Genomic DNA, 16,077 nt, shown 5'->3' with positions numbered 1-16,077 from the left:
ATGGCTTGAATTCGAGGTTGCGGAACGTCAATTAATACAAAACATATCTCCCGGATCAAAACGCCACATTAAACCCCAGAAGTACCGAATCTTGCAGGTCGCAGGGTGCCTCTGCCGCAGCCGGTCGAGTACAGTCGCCGCGAATATCGGATGATTGGAGTTCGGGTGAAAACTGAAAGACCCTCCTCCGGAAAGCCCAGCCGGCAAGAGATGTCGAGAGCCATTTCCATGACTCTCATTGGCGCAATAGCAGCTAGCGGTTTGGCCGTATTGCAGCCTGCTACCGCGGCTGTCGCCGCCACCGACCCGGTGGCCGACGGCTCCATGAGCCCGGAGGACTTCGCTCTCGCCAAGGCCAAAGAAACTGGTCAGCCCTACGAGCTGGCGACGGCGCGGACGGGTTCCTCGGACACCTGGGCGCTGCCGAACGGCAAGTGGTCGGTCAAGCGCTACGGAACGACGGTGCGGGTGCGGCAGGGCGGGGTCTGGGTCGCGTCCGACCCGACGCTGCGATTCGGCTCGGACGGAAAGGTCACGCCGAACGCGTCGGCCGTCTCGATCGCCTTCTCGGGCGGCGGTACGGGCCCCCTGCTGACCGGCGTACGGGACGGACGCACGCTGTCGCTGACCTGGCCCAAGCCACTGCCGAAGCCGACGCTGGCCGAGAACGTGGCCACGTACCCGAACGTCCTGCCGGACGTGGACTTACAGCTCAAGGCCGAGGTCGAGGGCTTCTCACAGCTGCTGGTGGTCAAGACGCCCGAGGCGGCAAAGCATCCCGATCTTGCGCTGCTGAAGTTCAAGCTCGACACGGTCGGTCTCAACGTCACCAGCGACCCGACGACCGGACTGCTGACCGCGGTCAACCCTGCCGGGCAGAACGTCTTCACCGCCTCGGCCCCCATGATGTGGGACTCCACGACCACCGGAGCCGAGCCCGCTCCCCAGGCCCGCTCGGCGGCGTCCGCGCGCTCCCTGGCCGCCGATCCCGGAACCGGCGGCGGAGCGCCCTCAGACGCGTTCGTGACGCCGTCAGGGGCCAAGGACGCCCAGATGCCCACGACCGTCGCCGGCGACGCCCTGGAGATCCGGCCGGACCAGGCCCTGCTGTCCAGCGCGCAGACGAAGTACCCCGTCTACATCGACCCCTCGGTCGCGTGGGGCGAACGCCAGAACTGGGCCTGGGCCTACCGGAGCTGGCCGAACAACTCGTACTGGAACACCAAGCAGGACGTCCGGGTCGGCTACGAGAGCGACACGAACGGGCTCTCGCGCTCCTTCTTCCAGCTGGACACCTCGAACATCAAGGGGGCCCTGGTCTCGAAGTCGACCTTCCGCGTGAAGGAGACCTGGTCCTGGTCCTGCACGGCGACTCCGGTGGAGCTGTGGACCACCGGCCCCATCTCGTCCAAGACCACGTGGAACAACCAGCCGGGCAAGGGGACACGGCTCGCGACGGTCACCGCAGCCAAGGGCTACGAGGGATGCGCGCAGGGCAACCTTGAGTTCGACGCCACCGAGGCCGCGAAGGAGTCCGCCTCCAAGGGGTGGTCCAGCGTGACGCTGGGGCTCTACGCCTCGAACGAGGGCGACGTGTTCCAGTGGAAGCGCTTCGACCCGAAGACGATCACGCTGGAGACGGAGTACAACCATCCTCCCAGCAAGCCGACCAACCTGGGCGTCAGCCCCAACGGGCCTTGCAACCTCGCCGCAGGAATCAAGCCCATACCCACCATCGGTGACGCCCGGGTGAGCCTGTACGCGACGGTGGACGACCCTGACGCAGGGAACCTGGAAGCCGAGTTCCAGCTGTCCAGACTGCGCAGCTTCCCCGGAGGCTCCCCGGTGGTGACGACCCAGACCATCCCTGCCGCCAAGGGCAGGGTCGCCACCTGGAGTGTTCCGGACTCTACGCTGCCCGACGGCACGTACGCCTGGACGGTCCGTACCAAGGACCAGGACAACGCCTACTCCGAGTGGTCGTCCAGCTGCGGCTTCCGCATCGACCGCACGCGCCCCAGCCAGCCCCCGACGATCAGTTCCACGCAGTTCCCCGACGGCCGGAGCGGCTGGCCTGCGGCCACGGGCAAGGCTCGCACTCCCGGAACCTTCACCTTCTCCACCAACGGCGTCACCGACGCGAAGGAGATCCTCTACTACACAGACGCCGAGCCCGCTCTCCAGGCAGTCAACCCTGACCGTAGCGTGACAATCACACCTCCCGGAGCCGGCCCACACTTCGTCTACGCGATCACCGTGGACAAGGCCGGCAACCGTTCCGACACCGCAACCTACCTCTACTACGCCAACCGCTCCCAGTCCCGGGACGGGCCGAACGACCTGAACGGTGACGGCAACCGCGACATCTGGACCGTTGACTCCCGGGGCAGTCTGCTCACCTATGCCGGCCAGGGAAACGGCAAATTCTCAGCCGCGGCCGAGGGCGGCGTCTCCCTCGGCGGGGCTCAGATCGGGACTCAGGGTGACTGGGACGGCGACGGCTACAACGACCTCGTCTCGCTGCGGCAGCCGTCCGGCATGACCCAGAAGAAGCTCTGGACCTACCCCAACAACGGTTTCGGCTCGGTCGTCAACAACCCCGTCGAACTCACCGTTGCCTGCCCCGTCAAGAACCCCGCCATCGGTTGCGACTACGGGAGCGACTGGAACGGCGACGACCACTGGCACAACGCCGATCAGATCATCACGCCCGGCGACCTCAACGGCGACGGGGCAGCCGACCTTCTGGTCAAGCAGGGCAAGCAGCTTTGGGCCTACTACGGCAGCGTCTTCAACACCCTCGACAGCAACGGTGAGCCGGTCCTCGTGGGCAACGGTGACTGGGACAAGTTCACCGTTGTCGCGCCCGGAGATCTGAACGGTGACGACGTACCCGACCTGTGGCTCCGAGACGACGCCTCCGGCGATGTCTTCCGCACTCTGGGCAGCAAGGGCCCCAATGGCCTGCTCGACCCCACCACCTGGGGAGGCGCCACCAGCCGTGTGAAGATCGCCACGGGCATCGGCAAGAGCGCCTACCCGAACTTGGGTTCGGCAGGTGACGTCACCTCGGACAAGCTGGCCGACCTGTGGGCTGTAGACGCCAACCAGCAGCTAGCGACCTTCAACGGCACCGGAATCAGCCAGCCCCTCGATGTCACAGGCATCAACCAGACGCCGTCCTTCGTCGGCAACCTCGTCGCGCCCAAGGCACAGTGGAAGCTGACCGGCCTGTCCAGCAGCACCAGTACGCCCAGCAGCATCGGAAGCTTCCCTGCGGAAGCGGCCGGGATCACGTGGCCCACCGCCACCATCGCCGGACGGAACACCCCGTACGCCGCTTTCGACGGGAGCGCGTCGACCATCACCACAGCAGCCCCCGTCGTGGAGACCAGGCAGAGCTTCACCATCAGCGCCTGGGTGAAGCCGGGGGCCAGCGGTGCCGTCATCAGCCAGGACAACAACCGCAACAGCGCCTTCGCGATCTTCGCCGATCCCAACTCGAGGAACTGGGCCTTCGGGCTCACCTACGCCGACGTCGACGGCTCCGCGTACGACTGGTCCACCAAGACCGTCAACGACGCGGCCAGGTACACCCCTGACGCCTGGCAGCAGCTCACCGCCGTCTACAACGCGGAGACCGGGCTGATGAGCCTCTACGTGAACGGCACGCTCGCCTCCGTCGGCCACCACAACGCGGCTACCAGCCCCGCTCCAAGCGGCCCCCTCGTCCTGGGCCGGTACAAGGAGAACGGAAGGGCCGACTACTACCACGAGGGCCTCAAGGGCGGCGTCAGCAACCTGGCCGTCTACCCTTACGCCGCCCCGCCCACAGCGCCCGGAGCCACCGGCCCCATCTCCCTCGCCGCCAAACCGAGCCATTGCATGGACAACGACAACGGCCGGCCCGTCGACGGGAACAAGATCCAGGCCTGGGACTGCAACATGATCGGTGGCGGCAACGCCCAGAAGTTCGACATCCGAGCCGACGGGACCATCCGCCACCAGGACAAGTGCCTCGACGCCACCGGCGCCGGTACCTCCAACGGCACACCGATCCAGATCGTGGGCTGCCACAGCTACCCCGCTCAGCAGTTCCTGCCCCGGGCGGACGGCAGCCTGTACAACCCGGTCTCCGGACGGTGCGTGGACGCGAGCAACATGCAGAGCGGCACCCAGCTCTACTTGTGGGACTGCAACGCCACCAACCCGCAGCGCTGGACCATTCCGGCACTGAGCACAGCTCCACTGCCCGTACCTCTGTGGTGACCTGGGTGAGCGTCTGACGACGAGCGGGCGTGTCCGGGAGCCTCAGGCCCCCGGATGCGCCCGCTCGGTCCGTTCGTCCCTGGCCCCCGCCCTCAGCAGGCCGGAACCTCCCCGCCCCGCTGAAGCGCCCGCAGCGAGTCCACCGCGCCCGTCAGTGAAGTAACGGGGATCAGCCGGAGCCCCTCGGGGAGTTCGGCCTTGGCGTCGGAGCACTCCGCCTTCGGGACGAGGAAGACCGTCGCCCCGTCGCGGCGGGCGGCCTGGGTCTTGAGGCCCACTCCCCCGACGGCGCCGACCGTCCCGTCGGCGGTGATGGTTCCCGTACCGGCGATGGTGCGCCCGCCGGTGAGGTCGCCGCCGCTGCCGTCGCCGTCGAGCTTGTCGACGATGCCGAGGGAGAAGAGCAGTCCGGCGCTGGGGCCGCCGACATCGGCGAGGTTGAGGTCGGCCTTGACCGCCTTCGGGTCCTTGTGGAGGTATCCGAGGGCGGCCTGGGCGGCGGCCGACTGGGACTGCGTCATCTCCTCCAGGTTGTGCTGCTCGATCTCCTTGTCGCTTCCGCCCGACGGGTAGACGGCTCCCTTGGGCATGACCGCCCGGGTGCTGTCGAACCAGTTCCCGAGCAGTTCGGGAAGGGTGACGGTGCTGGAGGGGCCGGTCGCCTGGATGGTGGTCATCCGCAGCTGGCCCTTGGTGTCCCGGGTGGGCGCGCCAGTGACGGTGATGACGGCCTTGCCGTCACGGGCGCCGAGCACGTCGGCCGTGAGGCCCGGCTGGGCGATCACGAAGGGCAGTGGCGCGAGGGCGGCCACCGCGAACAGCGCGGCGACGGGCGCGGCGCAGACGGCCAGGGCGGCGGGACGCGGCAGACGTGTGAGGCGAGAGAGCACCCGGCCAATCTATCGGGCCGCGCAGCCGTGCCCGCGTGCCCATGCCCGTGCCGGTGGCGCGGGTGTCCGGGGCGTGCGGGTCCGGGGGCGTGCGGGTGCCGGGACACGGCCGTCCGGGGCGTGCGGGTGCCAGGACACAGCCGTCCGGGGCGTGCGGGTGCCGGGACACGGCCGTCCGGGGCGTGCGGGTGCCGAGGCGCCGGTATCCGGGGCGTGCGGGTGCAGGGCCGCCTGTATCCGGGGCCGCGGGTGCCGGGGCGCACGGGGGGGCCGGGACGTTGCCGTCCGGGGCGGGCGGCCGTCGAGGTACTGCCGCACGCGCGCGGCCGCCGGGGGGGCTCCCCGGCGGCGGGCCGCGGCCCGGGCGGTGCCCTCACCGGGGAACACCGCCGGCGGCAACCGGCTAGCGCAGGGCGTCGGCGACCTCGCGGGCGGCGTCGACCACGCGCGGGCCCACCCGCTCCGGTACGGCGTCGGCCAGCATCACCACGCCGACGCTGCCCTCCAGCCCGGTGATGCCGACCAGCGGGGCGGCGGCGCCGCTGGCGCCCGCTTCGAGTTCGCCGTGGGTCAGGGTGTAGCCGGGCTCGATGAGCGTGCCCTGCCGGGCGGCGAGGATGGCCCGGCCGGCCGCACCGCGGTCCAACGGGTGCCGGAAGCCGGCCCGGTAGGCGACGTGGTAGTCGGTCCAGGTCGGCTCGACGACGGCGACGGCGAGCGCCTCGGTGCCGTCGACGAGGGTCAGGTGCGCGGTGGCGCCTATGTCCTCGGCGAGCGAGCGCAGCGCGGGCAGCGCCGCCTCCCGCACGAGCGGGTGGACCTGACGTCCCAGCCGCAGCACGCCGAGCCCGACGCGGGCCCGGCCGCCGAGGTCGCGGCGGACCAGGGCGTGCTGTTCGAGGGTGGCGAGCAGTCGGTAGACCACGGTGCGGTTGACACCGAGGCGGTTGGAGAGCTCGGTGACAGTCAGACCGTGGTCTGTGTCGGCGAGCAGCTTGAGGACTCTCAGCCCTCGATCGAGAGTCTGGGAGGTTTCCGCGGTCACGACGCCTCTCCCTCTCCTTCGGGTGGGCGGCGGTGACTCTCACGGGGTGGAGCGCTGCCGGTCCCTCGGCGACGCACGGAGAGGCCGCCGGTAGCGGCCATGGCACCGGCTGCGCTCCCGCGGCGGCGCTGCCACGGGGCGTTCGATGCGGGGACAGTAGCGAGCGGGTCCGCTCAGCGGAAGGCCTCGTCCAGAATCCGGGCGCCTACTGTCGGTTTGTGTCCTTTTCTGCTGACGCCTGTGCCAATTCGTAATGTTCCTCAAGGGAAAACGGCTTTACAGCCCCCTTACTCTGATCACGTTCAAAAAGATTTTTGGGGGTGGGCAGGGCGCGCGACGCCGTGCCCACGTAGGGGAAAGAAGTACAAGTGAAGCTGAAGCGCATGGCCGTCGTCGCCGCCGCTGCCGTGGTGGGCCCGACGGTCCTCATGGCCACGCCCGCCATGGCGGACGAGGTCCAGAACCCGGCGATCACCACCCCGGACGCGGCTCCGAAGGATGACGCCGTAGGCGCTGCCGACGCCAAGCCTGCCGCCGAGACCCCGGCCGCACCGGCCGCCGACGCCAAGCCGGCCGCGCAGACCCCGGCCCCGGCCCAGGACGCAAAGCCCGCCCCGGCGAAGGACGCAAAGCCCGCCCCGGCGAAGCCCGGCGACAAGGGCGCCGAGGACGCGGACGAGTACAAGGAGGGCCCGAAGCTGGGCCTGCGCGGCCTGCCCGCGGCCGGCTTCAGTGCCGGCGGCGACTGGACGGAGGTCACCCTGACGGTCGACAACTCCGGCATCCAGGGGTTCAAAGACTACGGCTTCGCCGTCCTCGGCGGCAACGACGACGACACCCTGCACTCCAAGCACCTCGACATCCAGATCTTCAACGGCACGAAGTGGGTCGCCGCCGACAAGGACCCGTCCGGCCAGACGGCGGGCACCGTCTTCGACAGCTATGTCGACAAGGGCGAGGTCTTCACCGTCAAGCTGCGCATGAAGTTCAGCAAGGACGCTCCGGTCGGCAACATCCAGTTCGTCGTCGCCGGCGGCAGCAACGACGTGGACGAGCCGTTCGCGTCCGACACACAGTTCTTCAACTCGAAGATCACCTCGGCCTCGACCGGTGGCAACACGGGCGGCAACACCGGCGGTCACAACAACACCGGCGGCAACACCGGCGGTCACAACAACGGTGGCGGCAACACCGGCGGTCACAACAACGGTGGCGGCAACGACAGCAAGCCGAACGGTGGTGGCACCACCACGCCGATCGTGCTCCCGGGCAACGGTGGCACCACCAACACGGGCGGCCAGCTCGCCGAGACCGGTACCGACGCGGCCACCAGCTGGGCCCTCGGCGCCGGCGGCGTCGCGCTCGCCATGGGTGCGGCCCTCGTCGCCGGTACCGGCCGTCGTCGTCGCACCACCGCGTAAGCAGCAAGCGGCCGGGACGGGGTCCGTGCGCAGCAGCGCACGGACCCCGTTCCGCGTTTCACACCCCCCGCGGACGCGCTACCGCATCCGGGTGGCCCACTCCTGCACCTTCTTGATCCGCTCCCGCAGCTGCCCCGCCGTCGCCTCCGCGCTCGGCGGCCCGCCGCACACCCGGCGCAGCTCCGTGTGGATCACCCCGTGCGGCTTGCCGCTCTGGTGGACGTATGCGCCGACCATCGTGTTCAGCGACTTGCGCAGCTCCAGCAGCTCCTTGTGCGACACCACCGGCCGCCGGTCGGCCGGCAGCTCCAGCAGGTCCGCCTCCGAGTCCGGCTTGCGCCGGCTGTGCGCGATCTGCCGCGACTGCCGCTTCTGGAGCAGCATCTGCACCTGGTCCGGCTCCAGCAGTCCCGGGATGCCGAGGTAGTCCTGCTCCTCCTCGCTGCCCGGGTGCGCCTGCATGCCGAACTCGGCGCCGTCGTACAGCACCCGGTCGAAGACGGCGTCGGACTCCAGCGCCTCGAAGGACATCTGCTCGTCCTCGCCGGTGTCCTCGTCCTCCTGCCGGTTCGCCTCGTCCATCTCCTTCTCGGACTCGGCGTACGGGTCCTCCTCGCCCTGCTTCTTCGGCTTGTCGAGGACGTGGTCGCGCTCGACCTCCATCTCGTTCGCGAAGCCGAGCAGGTAGGGGATCGTCGGAAGGAACACGGACGCCGTCTCGCCGCGCCTGCGCGATCGCACGAAACGCCCGACCGCCTGCGCGAAGAACAGCGGCGTCGAGATCGTCGTCGCGTACACGCCGACCGCCAGGCGCGGGACGTCGACGCCCTCGGACACCATGCGGACCGCGACCATCCAGCGGTCGTCGTTCCCGCTGAAGGTGTCGATGTTCTTCGAGGCGCCCGTGTCGTCGGAGAGCACCAGGGTCGCCTTCGTCCCGGTGATCTCGCGGATCAGCTTGGCGTACGCGCGTGCCGAGTCCTGGTCGGAGGCGATGACGAGGCCGCCCGCGTCCGGGATGCCCTTCCTCACCTCCGTCAGCCGCTGGTCGGCGGCGCGCAGCACGTTCGGCATCCAGTCGCCGCGCGGGTCCAGCGCCGTCCGCCAGGCCTGCGAGATGGCGTCCTTGGTCATCGGCTCGCCGAGGCGGGCGGCGATCTCGTCCCCCGCCTTGGTGCGCCAGCGCATGTTGCCGCTGTAGGAGAGGAAGATGACCGGCCGCACGACGCCGTCGCCGAGCGCGTTGCCGTAGCCGTACGTGTAGTCCGCGGAGGACCGGCGGATCCCGTCGTTGCCCTCCTCGTACGTGACGAAGGGGATCGGGTTCGTGTCGGACCGGAAGGGCGTGCCGGTCAGGGCCAGGCGCCGGGTCGCCGGGTCGAAGGCCTCCAGGCAGGCCTCGCCCCACGACTTCGAGTCGCCCGCGTGGTGGATCTCGTCGAGGATCACCAGGGTCTTGCGCTGCTCGCAGCGGTTGCGGTGCAGCATCGGGCGCACGCCGACACCCGCGTAGGTGACGGCGACCCCGTGGTAGTCCTTGCTCAGCGGCCCGGCGGAGTACTCCGGGTCGAGCCGGATGCCTATCCGGGCAGCCGCCTCCGCCCACTGCTTCTTCAGGTGCTCGGTCGGCGCGACGACGGTCACCTGCTGCACCACGTGGTGGTGCAGCAGCCAGGACGCGAGGGTCAGCGCGAAGGTGGTCTTGCCGGCTCCGGGGGTCGCGACCGCGAGGAAGTCGCGCGGCTGCGTCTCGATGTACCGGTTGAGGGCACCCTCCTGCCAGGCACGCAGCTTGCTGGCGGTGCCCCACGGCGCGCGGCCGGGGAAGGCGGGTGAGAGGTGGTGGGAGGCGGTAGTAGTCACGGTCTCCGGTTCGTCTCAGTCACGGTCGCGGTCGTACGTAGGACAACCGGGCCACCTTACCGGCCCCCGCCCGCCCCTCCCGGAGGGACAGGCCCGTGACCTCGGCGGGTGCGGCGAGCGTCACATCGGGAACCTCCCGGCGCTCACATCGCGCGCAACCGGTCCGCGATCACGGCGACATCGGCCTCGTGCCCGGCGGCGACGTCGATGACCAGGTCGTACGCCGCATCCTGGTCAACCGCCGCGAGGTCCATGCCGTTCACGGCGAGGAAGGTGGCGGCGGCCAGCCAGGCGGTGCGCTTGTTCCCGTCGACCAGGGGGTGGTTCACGGCGATGCCGTGCAGCAGCGCGGCCGCCTGCTCGTACGGGTCCTCGTAGGCCGGCACCCCGAACATGCGCGCCCTGGGCCGGTGCACGGCGGACTCCAGCAGCCCGGGGGCGCGCAGTTCCACGGTCTGGTCCCGGGCCAGGCAGGCGTGCCGGGCGAGGTCGAGGACCTCGGCGAGGGTGAGGTGGCGCACGGCTCCCCCGTCCACGGCTCCCCCGTTTACGGCGCGCCCGTCCACGGCGCGCCCGTCCACGGCGCGCCCGTCCACGGCGCTCACTGCCCGAGCCTCTCCAGCAGCGGGGCGTGGGCGCGGGCGAGGCGCGCGGCGGCCTCCCCGACGCGCTCGCGCTCCGCCCGCAGGTGCTCCCGTACGGCGTCCAGCGCGAGCTCCTCGGGCGTGCGGCCGGTGGCGTCGGCCAGGTCGGAGAGCTCGGCGCGCTCGGCGTCGGAGAGGGGGAGGGTCAGCTCGTACATGCCGCCGAACCTATCCCCTCGGGCCGCCCGCCCCCTCAGCTTTTCCGGGTTCCCGTCTCGGCGGGGGCGGGGTCCGTCTCGGCGGGGGCGGTGCCCGGCGCCGCCTGGGCGGGGTCCGTGCCCGTCTCGGCCTGGGCGGGGTCGGTGCCGGTCACGGCCGGGGCGGAGTCGGTGCCCGTCTCGGACGGGGCGGGGTCCAGCCGGGTCGCGACCCAGGCCCCCACCAGCGCCACGCACGCCATCGGCAGGAACACCGCCAGGAAGGCGGCGGGGTGCGAGGCGGTGGCACCCTCGGTCAGGGTGTGCCCGGCCGCCCCCACCGCTCCCCCGCCGAGCCCGGCGAAGGCGGCGCCCACGGCGGCGAGCAGCACCACGTTCGCGAGGGCGTCGGAGATCTGCAGCGCGGCGGAGTTCGCCCCCGCCTCCTCCGGGGCCGACAGCTTCAGCAGCAGCACGCTCGTGGAGCCGATCACCAGTCCCATGCCGAGGCAGCCCACCCCCCAGGCGAGCGCCGCGGTCCAGACGGGGACGGCCTCGATGAGCACCGCCGGGGCCGCCGCGATGGCGAGGGCCACCATGACCATCCCGGCGACCATGAGCCGCTCCTGGTACGGCGCCATCCGCCCCTTGGACTGCACCCAGGAGCCGACCGCCCACGTCACCCCRCCCAGCGCCAGCGAGAAGCCGGCCATCGTGGGGCTCAGCCCCCGCTGGGTGACCAGCATCAGCGGCACGAAGCTCTCGGCCCCGATGAAGGACCCCGCCGCGACCCCGCGCAGCAGCACCACGGACGGCAGACCCCGCCGGGCCAGGTACGTCCCGCGCGGCATCAGCGCCCGCACGGCCGGCACCAGCAGGGCCACGCCCGCGGCGCCGGGCAGCAGCGACAGCCAGCGCAGGTCCTGGGCGGCGTACTGGAGCAGCCCCGCGCCCAGCGAGATCCCGAAGGCGAACCCGATCCGGCGCCGGTCGAACGCGACGGCCGCCCCGGGGTCGACGGGCCCGGAGGCGGTCCGCCGGATCGCGGGCAGGGCCACCACCAGCGGTACGACGACCAGCGCCGGGATGCCGAGGAACACCCACCGCCAGCCCAGGTGCTCGGTGACCGTCCCGGCGGCCAGCGGCCCGACGATGGACGGCACGACCCAGCTCGCGGCGAAGGCGGCCATGATGGCGGGCCGCAGCCGCTCCTCGTAGGCCCGGCTGACCACCACGTAGAGCGCGACGATGACCAGCCCGCCCCCGAACCCCTGCACGGCCCGCCCGAGGACGAAGACCCCCATGCCCACGGCGGTCCCGGAGCACACCAGCCCGGCGGCGAAGGCCCCGATCCCGACGGTGAGCGGCCGCAGCGGCCMCTGCCGGTCGGACCACTGCCCGGACAGGACCATGCCGAAGAGGCTGGTGGTGAAGTAGGCGGAGAACGCGAAGGCGTAGAGCCCGATCCCGTCCAGCTCCCGGGCGGCGACGGGCATGGCCGTCCCGACGGCGGTGGCCTCGAAGGCGATCAGGAAGATGACGGAGATCATCCCGACACTGAGCGTCCGGTACGCGGGCCCGAGGACGCCGCCCTGCGGGGGCGGGGCGGCGTCGGGCACGGATATCCGGGGTTCAAGGGCGCTCATCGCCCCAGAGTAAGGCCCACACCGGCCTGACGCCCCTGTCTTTTGGACTGATCCCTCCTCCGCCCCGGGACCTAGGACTGTGAACGCGACATGGCAGTCACATTGCACCCCGCCCGCCCCTCTACCCGCCGCGGCCGGCCGCCCGTAGCGTCGTACGCGTCACCACCACACAGCCGTGTGCCCGAGTGGTTGAGGGACTCGCCTGCAAAGCGAGTTACGCCGGTTCGATTCCGGTCACGGCTTCTCACCGAGGCCGCCCGGGGGATCCCTCCCCCGGGCGGCCTCACCGGTGTGCGGGAGCCCTAGGGGGCGGGGCTCTCGGCGGCCGCCGAGCCGGCGCCCGTGCCTGCTCCGGCCGACGGCGGCAGCTCCTGCGCCCGGGCGGGGAGCCCGCCGTCATCGACGCACCCGAGCTTCTTGGCTACGGCGAGCGCCGCCGAGTGGGTGACGGCCAGGTAGTCCTGGGCGAGGGCGGTCGCGCCCTTGCTCTCGTCCCACTGCTCGTGGAACAAGATCCTGATCCGCAGGGGGACGTCCGCCGTGGAGCCCACCCGGGGGCTGACGCAGTCGTACGAGAAATAGACCCGCTTGCCGTCTGCCGACACCCGCACGCCGCTGTCGCTCACGCCGGGGAAATCGACCGGGTCGCCCGCGTGCTTGCTGTAGGCGGTGAACATCAGGCGCACTGTGGGGATGTGCCGCTCCTTGTCCGGCCCCGCGACTTCACAGACCGGTTGGGGCATGTCCCGGATCCTCTTGCCGGACCGATAGGCGTCCTCCATCGTCTGCGCGATGGACCTCAGGTCCCGGTTCGCCTTCTCGTCCAGGAACCGAAAGTTCGTGGACTCCAGGATCCGCTCCAACGCCTTCCCGCCCTCGCCCGCGAAGAGACCACCGCAGACCCGGTCGGCGGAGAACGTCTGCGGGGCGGAGATCCTTGTCGGCGGTTCCGCTTCCCCTGATGAGCAGCCCGCAGCCGCCACGCCGAGGGCAGCCACCCATACGGACGGGCCCGCCAGCGGGCGCCGTATCCGACCGCCGTTCACGAGACGCCCTTCGTCTGCGCCTCATGGCCTTGCTGCCGGGCAATGGAGTTGCCGGATTCGTAGCCGATGCGCATCGACTCGATGAAATCGTTGCCGAAGTCGCCGTTCGGATCGACGTCGTGACGCCTCATGAACTCCCGCATCGGCGCCTCCGCACTGTGCTCACCGGCCTGGAACATCGCCTTGTTGCTGTCGTGCGTCTCGCCGTCGATCTTGTCCTTGTGCTTCTCCTTGGCCTCGTCGGACCAGTCCCCGACGACCCCCGCAGCCGCCTGCTCCACGGCGCCGGTGCCGACGTCGACGGCCAGCGGAACAACGATCGCCGCCGCACCGGCGGCGGCCGCCGTGGCAGGCAGAAAGGCCACACCACCGGCGATGGCCGCCGTAGTGCCGAACTCCACCCAGGCGGAACTCTGCTCGTGCGCCTTCTCGAACTCCTCGTGCTTCTTCTCGCCGACGCCTCTGACCTGTTCCGCCCTGGACTCGTCGAGAATTCCCTGCACCTCGGCCGTCGTACGGATCGTCGATCGGGCCCGGCCCTCGTCGATCCTGCCGTCCTGCTCGGCCTGACTCTCCAGGACACTCGCCGAGTAGACCCGTTCCGCGGTGGAAACGGTGGCGTACGCATCCGGGTGCTGTCCGAGGGCGGCCAGCAGGTCACGGGCGCCGTCACGCTCGATCTCCATGTGCGCCTGCTTGCCACCGTCTGCCCCGGCGAAGACGCTCTGCGTTCCGTGGCCATCGAGTGCCTGGTTGATGTCGTCGATGTACCCGGCCGTCATGGTGCCAAGACTGTCGGCAAGGACCTCCTGGTGCTTGAGGAGCCCTGCATCGCCGCCGTACTTGGCTGCTACCGCCTGCATGACCCGCGCACCGGTCTCGGTGCGGTTGAGTTCCGGCTGGGGGTCGTCCCAGGCGTGACCGAGTGCGGCTGCCTCCAGGGCGTGGCCCAGGGCGTCCGGCATGTGCTTCTCGACCTTCTTCAGGTCGTCGAAGTCCGTGCCTTCCATGTCGATGGTGTAGTCGTACTTCTCGTTGGCGAAGAAGTCGAGGTACCCGGTGACCGGTTTGCCCTTCGCGTCCTTGCCCAGGTCGGGGTGGCCAGGCTTCTCCGTGCCGTCCTGGCCGTATGCATGGAGCGTTCTGCGGGGGTCGAAGAACTCGGCCGACGCCTCCGGGCTGTGCCCCAGTGCCTCCAGGAAGCTGACCACCGGGTCGTATCCGGCGCCGTTGATCCCGGAGGGGTTCAACAGGTTCTTGCCGAGACCGTCCAGGCGGCGGGTCCCGTTGAAGAAGTCGGGGTCCTTCGCGTGGATCTGGGTGGCGTGTTCGGCGATGGGGACCAGGAACTTGGGGTCGTAGTTGCCGTAGCGCATGATCCCGCCGAGCAGCTGGTAGCCGTAGGGCGGGTTCTGGTCGTACTTCGCCAGCGGGATGTGCTGGGTGCCGAGCTTGCGCAGTTCCTGCGCATAGCTGTCGGGGAGGTGCGGTTCGGACGTGGAGCGGGTTGCCGTCGCCAGGTTCAGGCCCAGGTTCTTCTGGAGTTCCCGGACGTCCTTGAGCCGCTGTTCGTCGACCTTGCCCCACTCCTGGGTGTCGGTCGACATGGAGCCGAAGAACTGGAGCGCGCCCTTGGGCCCCAGCTCCTGGTAGAAGGCCGTCGAGAACTCCGCGACCTTCGCGTTGTCCGCCAGCAGCTCGTTCAGCTCGACGAGTTCGGCGTGGGAGAGGTCCCGCCCCTTCTTCGCGAGGGCGGCGGCGCGGCCGGCCTGTTCGGCGGCGAGGCCGTCGTACTTGGGCGCGCTGAAGTTGTGGTCCTCGGCGACGTCGGCGCCCAGGAGGCGGGCGAGCGACTGGTCGACGTCGTCGCAGGCGTCGACGGCCGCGTCGATCTTCGCCTGCCACTGGGGCAGGTTGACGCGGATGGACTCCTGGTAGTCGGGGTCGTGCCGGGCCGCGTAGCGCTCCTCCTCGGTGACGAGGGGGGCGGCCTGCACCCTGCCCTTGGCGTCCACCCGGAAGCCCGCGGCGGGCACCTCCTCCTCGGAGAGCTTCTTCAGCCGGTCGCGGGACGAGGCGAACGTGGCGTGGGCCTGGGTGAGCGCCTGATGGACGCCCTTGGCCTCCTTGGCGGCGTCCTCGAACTCCTTGGCCGTCTTCGCCACGAACGGCCGCGCCACCCCGGCGGTGACCCCGCTCCACTCAGCCTTGTCGGCCTTGGCCTTCATGCCGTTGCGGGCCGCCTCGGCCAGTTCCTCCAGCTTCGCGGCCATCGCCTGCCAGTCGGTGGCCGCCGTCTGGAGCTTGTCGACCGGGGCGTTGAGGACGTTCTCGTACGTCAGCACGGGCGCCGCCTACTTGAGGTACTCGTCGAGCTTCGAGGTCGTGAACTCGGCGTGGAGCTGCTGCTCCTCCTTGTTGTGCGAGGAGAGGGAGTAGTTCAGCCCATTGGAGATCTGCGCGCAGGCGGCGACGAGGGTCTTCACCTGGCTCTCCCAGCGGGAGTTGAGCCTCGTCAGGGCCGCCCCGCTCGCGAAGCCCTCCTTGCCGAGCGCGCCGGCGGCTTCGGCCGTGGCGGTGGCGGCGTGCTTGCCATCGGTCTGGAGGCGGGAGTGCAGCGTATGGGCCTCGGTGCCGACGGCGCCGATGTGGTCCTGGTTGAGTTCGAGGTCCTGGCCGCCGGTGCCGGGGGCCTGGTTGAGCCGCGTGGAGACGTTGGCCGCTGCGGTGGTGCGCGCGGCGGCCCATTCCTCGTCGAACGACATCCGGGCCTCCAGGGGCGGTCGGGTTCGGTTCAGCGGCGGTTGCGGCGTACGGCGACGGCGGTCACGGCTCCGCCGATGACGACGCAGGCACCCAGCCCGAGGGCGATCCACGGAAGGCTACTGCCGTCACTCTTTTTAACGCTCGCCTCGGGCAGCGGTACGGGCTTGGACGCGCCAGTTTCCGTCGTTTTCCCGCCAGGGGCGGCGGCCGCCAGATCGGGAAGCGGGTAGACGTCCGCGGGCCCCGGATCCCCGGGCGTGGGAACGGCAACCCTCGGCCGCACGACGCCGTACCCGACGTAGTCGTTCCGCCCGGCCCCGTCGACGGGCTTCCCGGCGGTGTTCAGCAGG

At 70.5% G+C, this 16,077-nt stretch carries 11 protein-coding genes, 1 tRNA gene and 1 pseudogene; 3 read left to right on the top strand and 10 right to left on the bottom strand.

Annotated elements, in window-relative coordinates; all coding sequences use genetic code 11:
• Window positions 1–270: 270 nt before the first annotated feature.
• Window positions 271–4,269, top strand: coding sequence for a ricin-type beta-trefoil lectin domain protein (locus tag AB4039_RS32375; protein ID WP_442272450.1), 3,999 nt, complete (start codon window positions 271–273; stop codon window positions 4,267–4,269).
• A gap of 92 nt (window positions 4,270–4,361) precedes the next feature.
• On the opposite strand, the gene AB4039_RS32370 is transcribed toward AB4039_RS32375, so the two are convergent.
• Window positions 4,362–5,159 carry a S16 family serine protease gene (locus AB4039_RS32370; RefSeq protein ID WP_442272449.1) on the bottom strand — a complete coding sequence of 266 codons (798 nt, stop codon included), beginning with the start codon at window positions 5,157–5,159 and terminating at the stop codon, window positions 4,362–4,364.
• A gap of 403 nt (window positions 5,160–5,562) precedes the next feature.
• Window positions 5,563–6,204 carry an IclR family transcriptional regulator gene (locus tag AB4039_RS32365; protein ID WP_008742627.1) on the bottom strand — a complete coding sequence of 214 codons (642 nt, stop codon included), beginning with the start codon at window positions 6,202–6,204 and terminating at the stop codon, window positions 5,563–5,565.
• A 368-nt stretch (window positions 6,205–6,572) separates the two neighbouring features.
• Between AB4039_RS32365 and AB4039_RS32360 the strand changes: the two genes are divergently transcribed.
• A complete protein-coding gene (locus tag AB4039_RS32360; protein ID WP_442272448.1) occupies window positions 6,573–7,625 on the top strand; it encodes a hypothetical protein in 1,053 nt (350 codons plus the stop codon).
• Between the two features lie 78 nt (window positions 7,626–7,703).
• On the opposite strand, the gene AB4039_RS32355 is transcribed toward AB4039_RS32360, so the two are convergent.
• The 4 genes from AB4039_RS32355 to AB4039_RS32340 all read right to left on the bottom strand — a co-directional run bounded on the left by AB4039_RS32355 (window position 7,704) and on the right by AB4039_RS32340 (window position 11,915).
• On the bottom strand, window positions 7,704–9,488 hold the full coding sequence (locus AB4039_RS32355) for a DEAD/DEAH box helicase (protein ID WP_266839298.1): 1,785 nt from the start codon (window positions 9,486–9,488) through the stop codon (window positions 7,704–7,706).
• A 143-nt stretch (window positions 9,489–9,631) separates the two neighbouring features.
• Window positions 9,632–10,009, bottom strand: coding sequence for a type II toxin-antitoxin system death-on-curing family toxin (locus tag AB4039_RS32350; RefSeq protein ID WP_442272459.1), 378 nt, complete (start codon window positions 10,007–10,009; stop codon window positions 9,632–9,634).
• An 80-nt stretch (window positions 10,010–10,089) separates the two neighbouring features.
• On the bottom strand, window positions 10,090–10,290 hold the full coding sequence (locus tag AB4039_RS32345) for a hypothetical protein (RefSeq protein WP_442272447.1): 201 nt from the start codon (window positions 10,288–10,290) through the stop codon (window positions 10,090–10,092).
• Window positions 10,291–10,325: 35 nt separating this feature from the next.
• Window positions 10,326–11,915: an MFS transporter gene (locus AB4039_RS32340; RefSeq protein ID WP_442272446.1), complete on the bottom strand. Its 1,590-nt coding sequence runs from the start codon at window positions 11,913–11,915 to the stop codon at window positions 10,326–10,328.
• Between the two features lie 171 nt (window positions 11,916–12,086).
• On the opposite strand from AB4039_RS32340, the gene AB4039_RS32335 reads away from it, so the two are divergent.
• A tRNA-Cys gene (locus AB4039_RS32335) sits at window positions 12,087–12,158 on the top strand.
• A 59-nt stretch (window positions 12,159–12,217) separates the two neighbouring features.
• Here AB4039_RS32335 and AB4039_RS32330 read toward each other — a convergent pair.
• The 4 genes and pseudogenes from AB4039_RS32330 to AB4039_RS32315 form a co-directional block, all read right to left on the bottom strand.
• The gene (locus tag AB4039_RS32330) at window positions 12,218–12,961 is read right to left on the bottom strand and encodes a hypothetical protein (RefSeq protein WP_442272445.1); all 744 of its coding nucleotides are present in this window, start codon (window positions 12,959–12,961) and stop codon (window positions 12,218–12,220) included.
• Window positions 12,958–15,306: a hypothetical protein gene (locus AB4039_RS32325; protein ID WP_442272444.1), complete on the bottom strand. Its 2,349-nt coding sequence runs from the start codon at window positions 15,304–15,306 to the stop codon at window positions 12,958–12,960. Before AB4039_RS32325 ends, AB4039_RS32330 begins: the two co-directional genes overlap by 4 nt.
• A gap of 9 nt (window positions 15,307–15,315) precedes the next feature.
• Window positions 15,316–15,726 (bottom strand): hypothetical protein, encoded by a 411-nt coding sequence (locus AB4039_RS32320; RefSeq protein WP_442272443.1) that lies wholly within the window; start codon window positions 15,724–15,726, stop codon window positions 15,316–15,318.
• Between the two features lie 29 nt (window positions 15,727–15,755).
• Window positions 15,756–16,077, bottom strand: a pseudogene (locus AB4039_RS32315) (type VII secretion-associated serine protease mycosin); the annotation flags it as partial.

It is taken from the genome of Streptomyces sp. M-16, assembly GCF_052114405.1.
Classification (GTDB): Bacteria; Actinomycetota; Actinomycetes; order Streptomycetales; family Streptomycetaceae; genus Streptomyces.
The sequence above is the reverse complement of the archived record's forward strand: the minus strand, read 5'-3'. Positions and strand labels throughout refer to the sequence as shown.

Excerpts from the sequence above, each read along its gene's own strand:
- AB4039_RS32345 (WP_442272447.1), bottom strand. The coding sequence starts at position 10,290 with ATGTACGAGCTGACCCTCCCCCTCTCCGACGCCGAGCGCGCCGAGCTC.
- AB4039_RS32320 (WP_442272443.1), bottom strand. The coding sequence starts at position 15,726 with ATGTCGTTCGACGAGGAATGGGCCGCCGCGCGCACCACCGCAGCGGCC.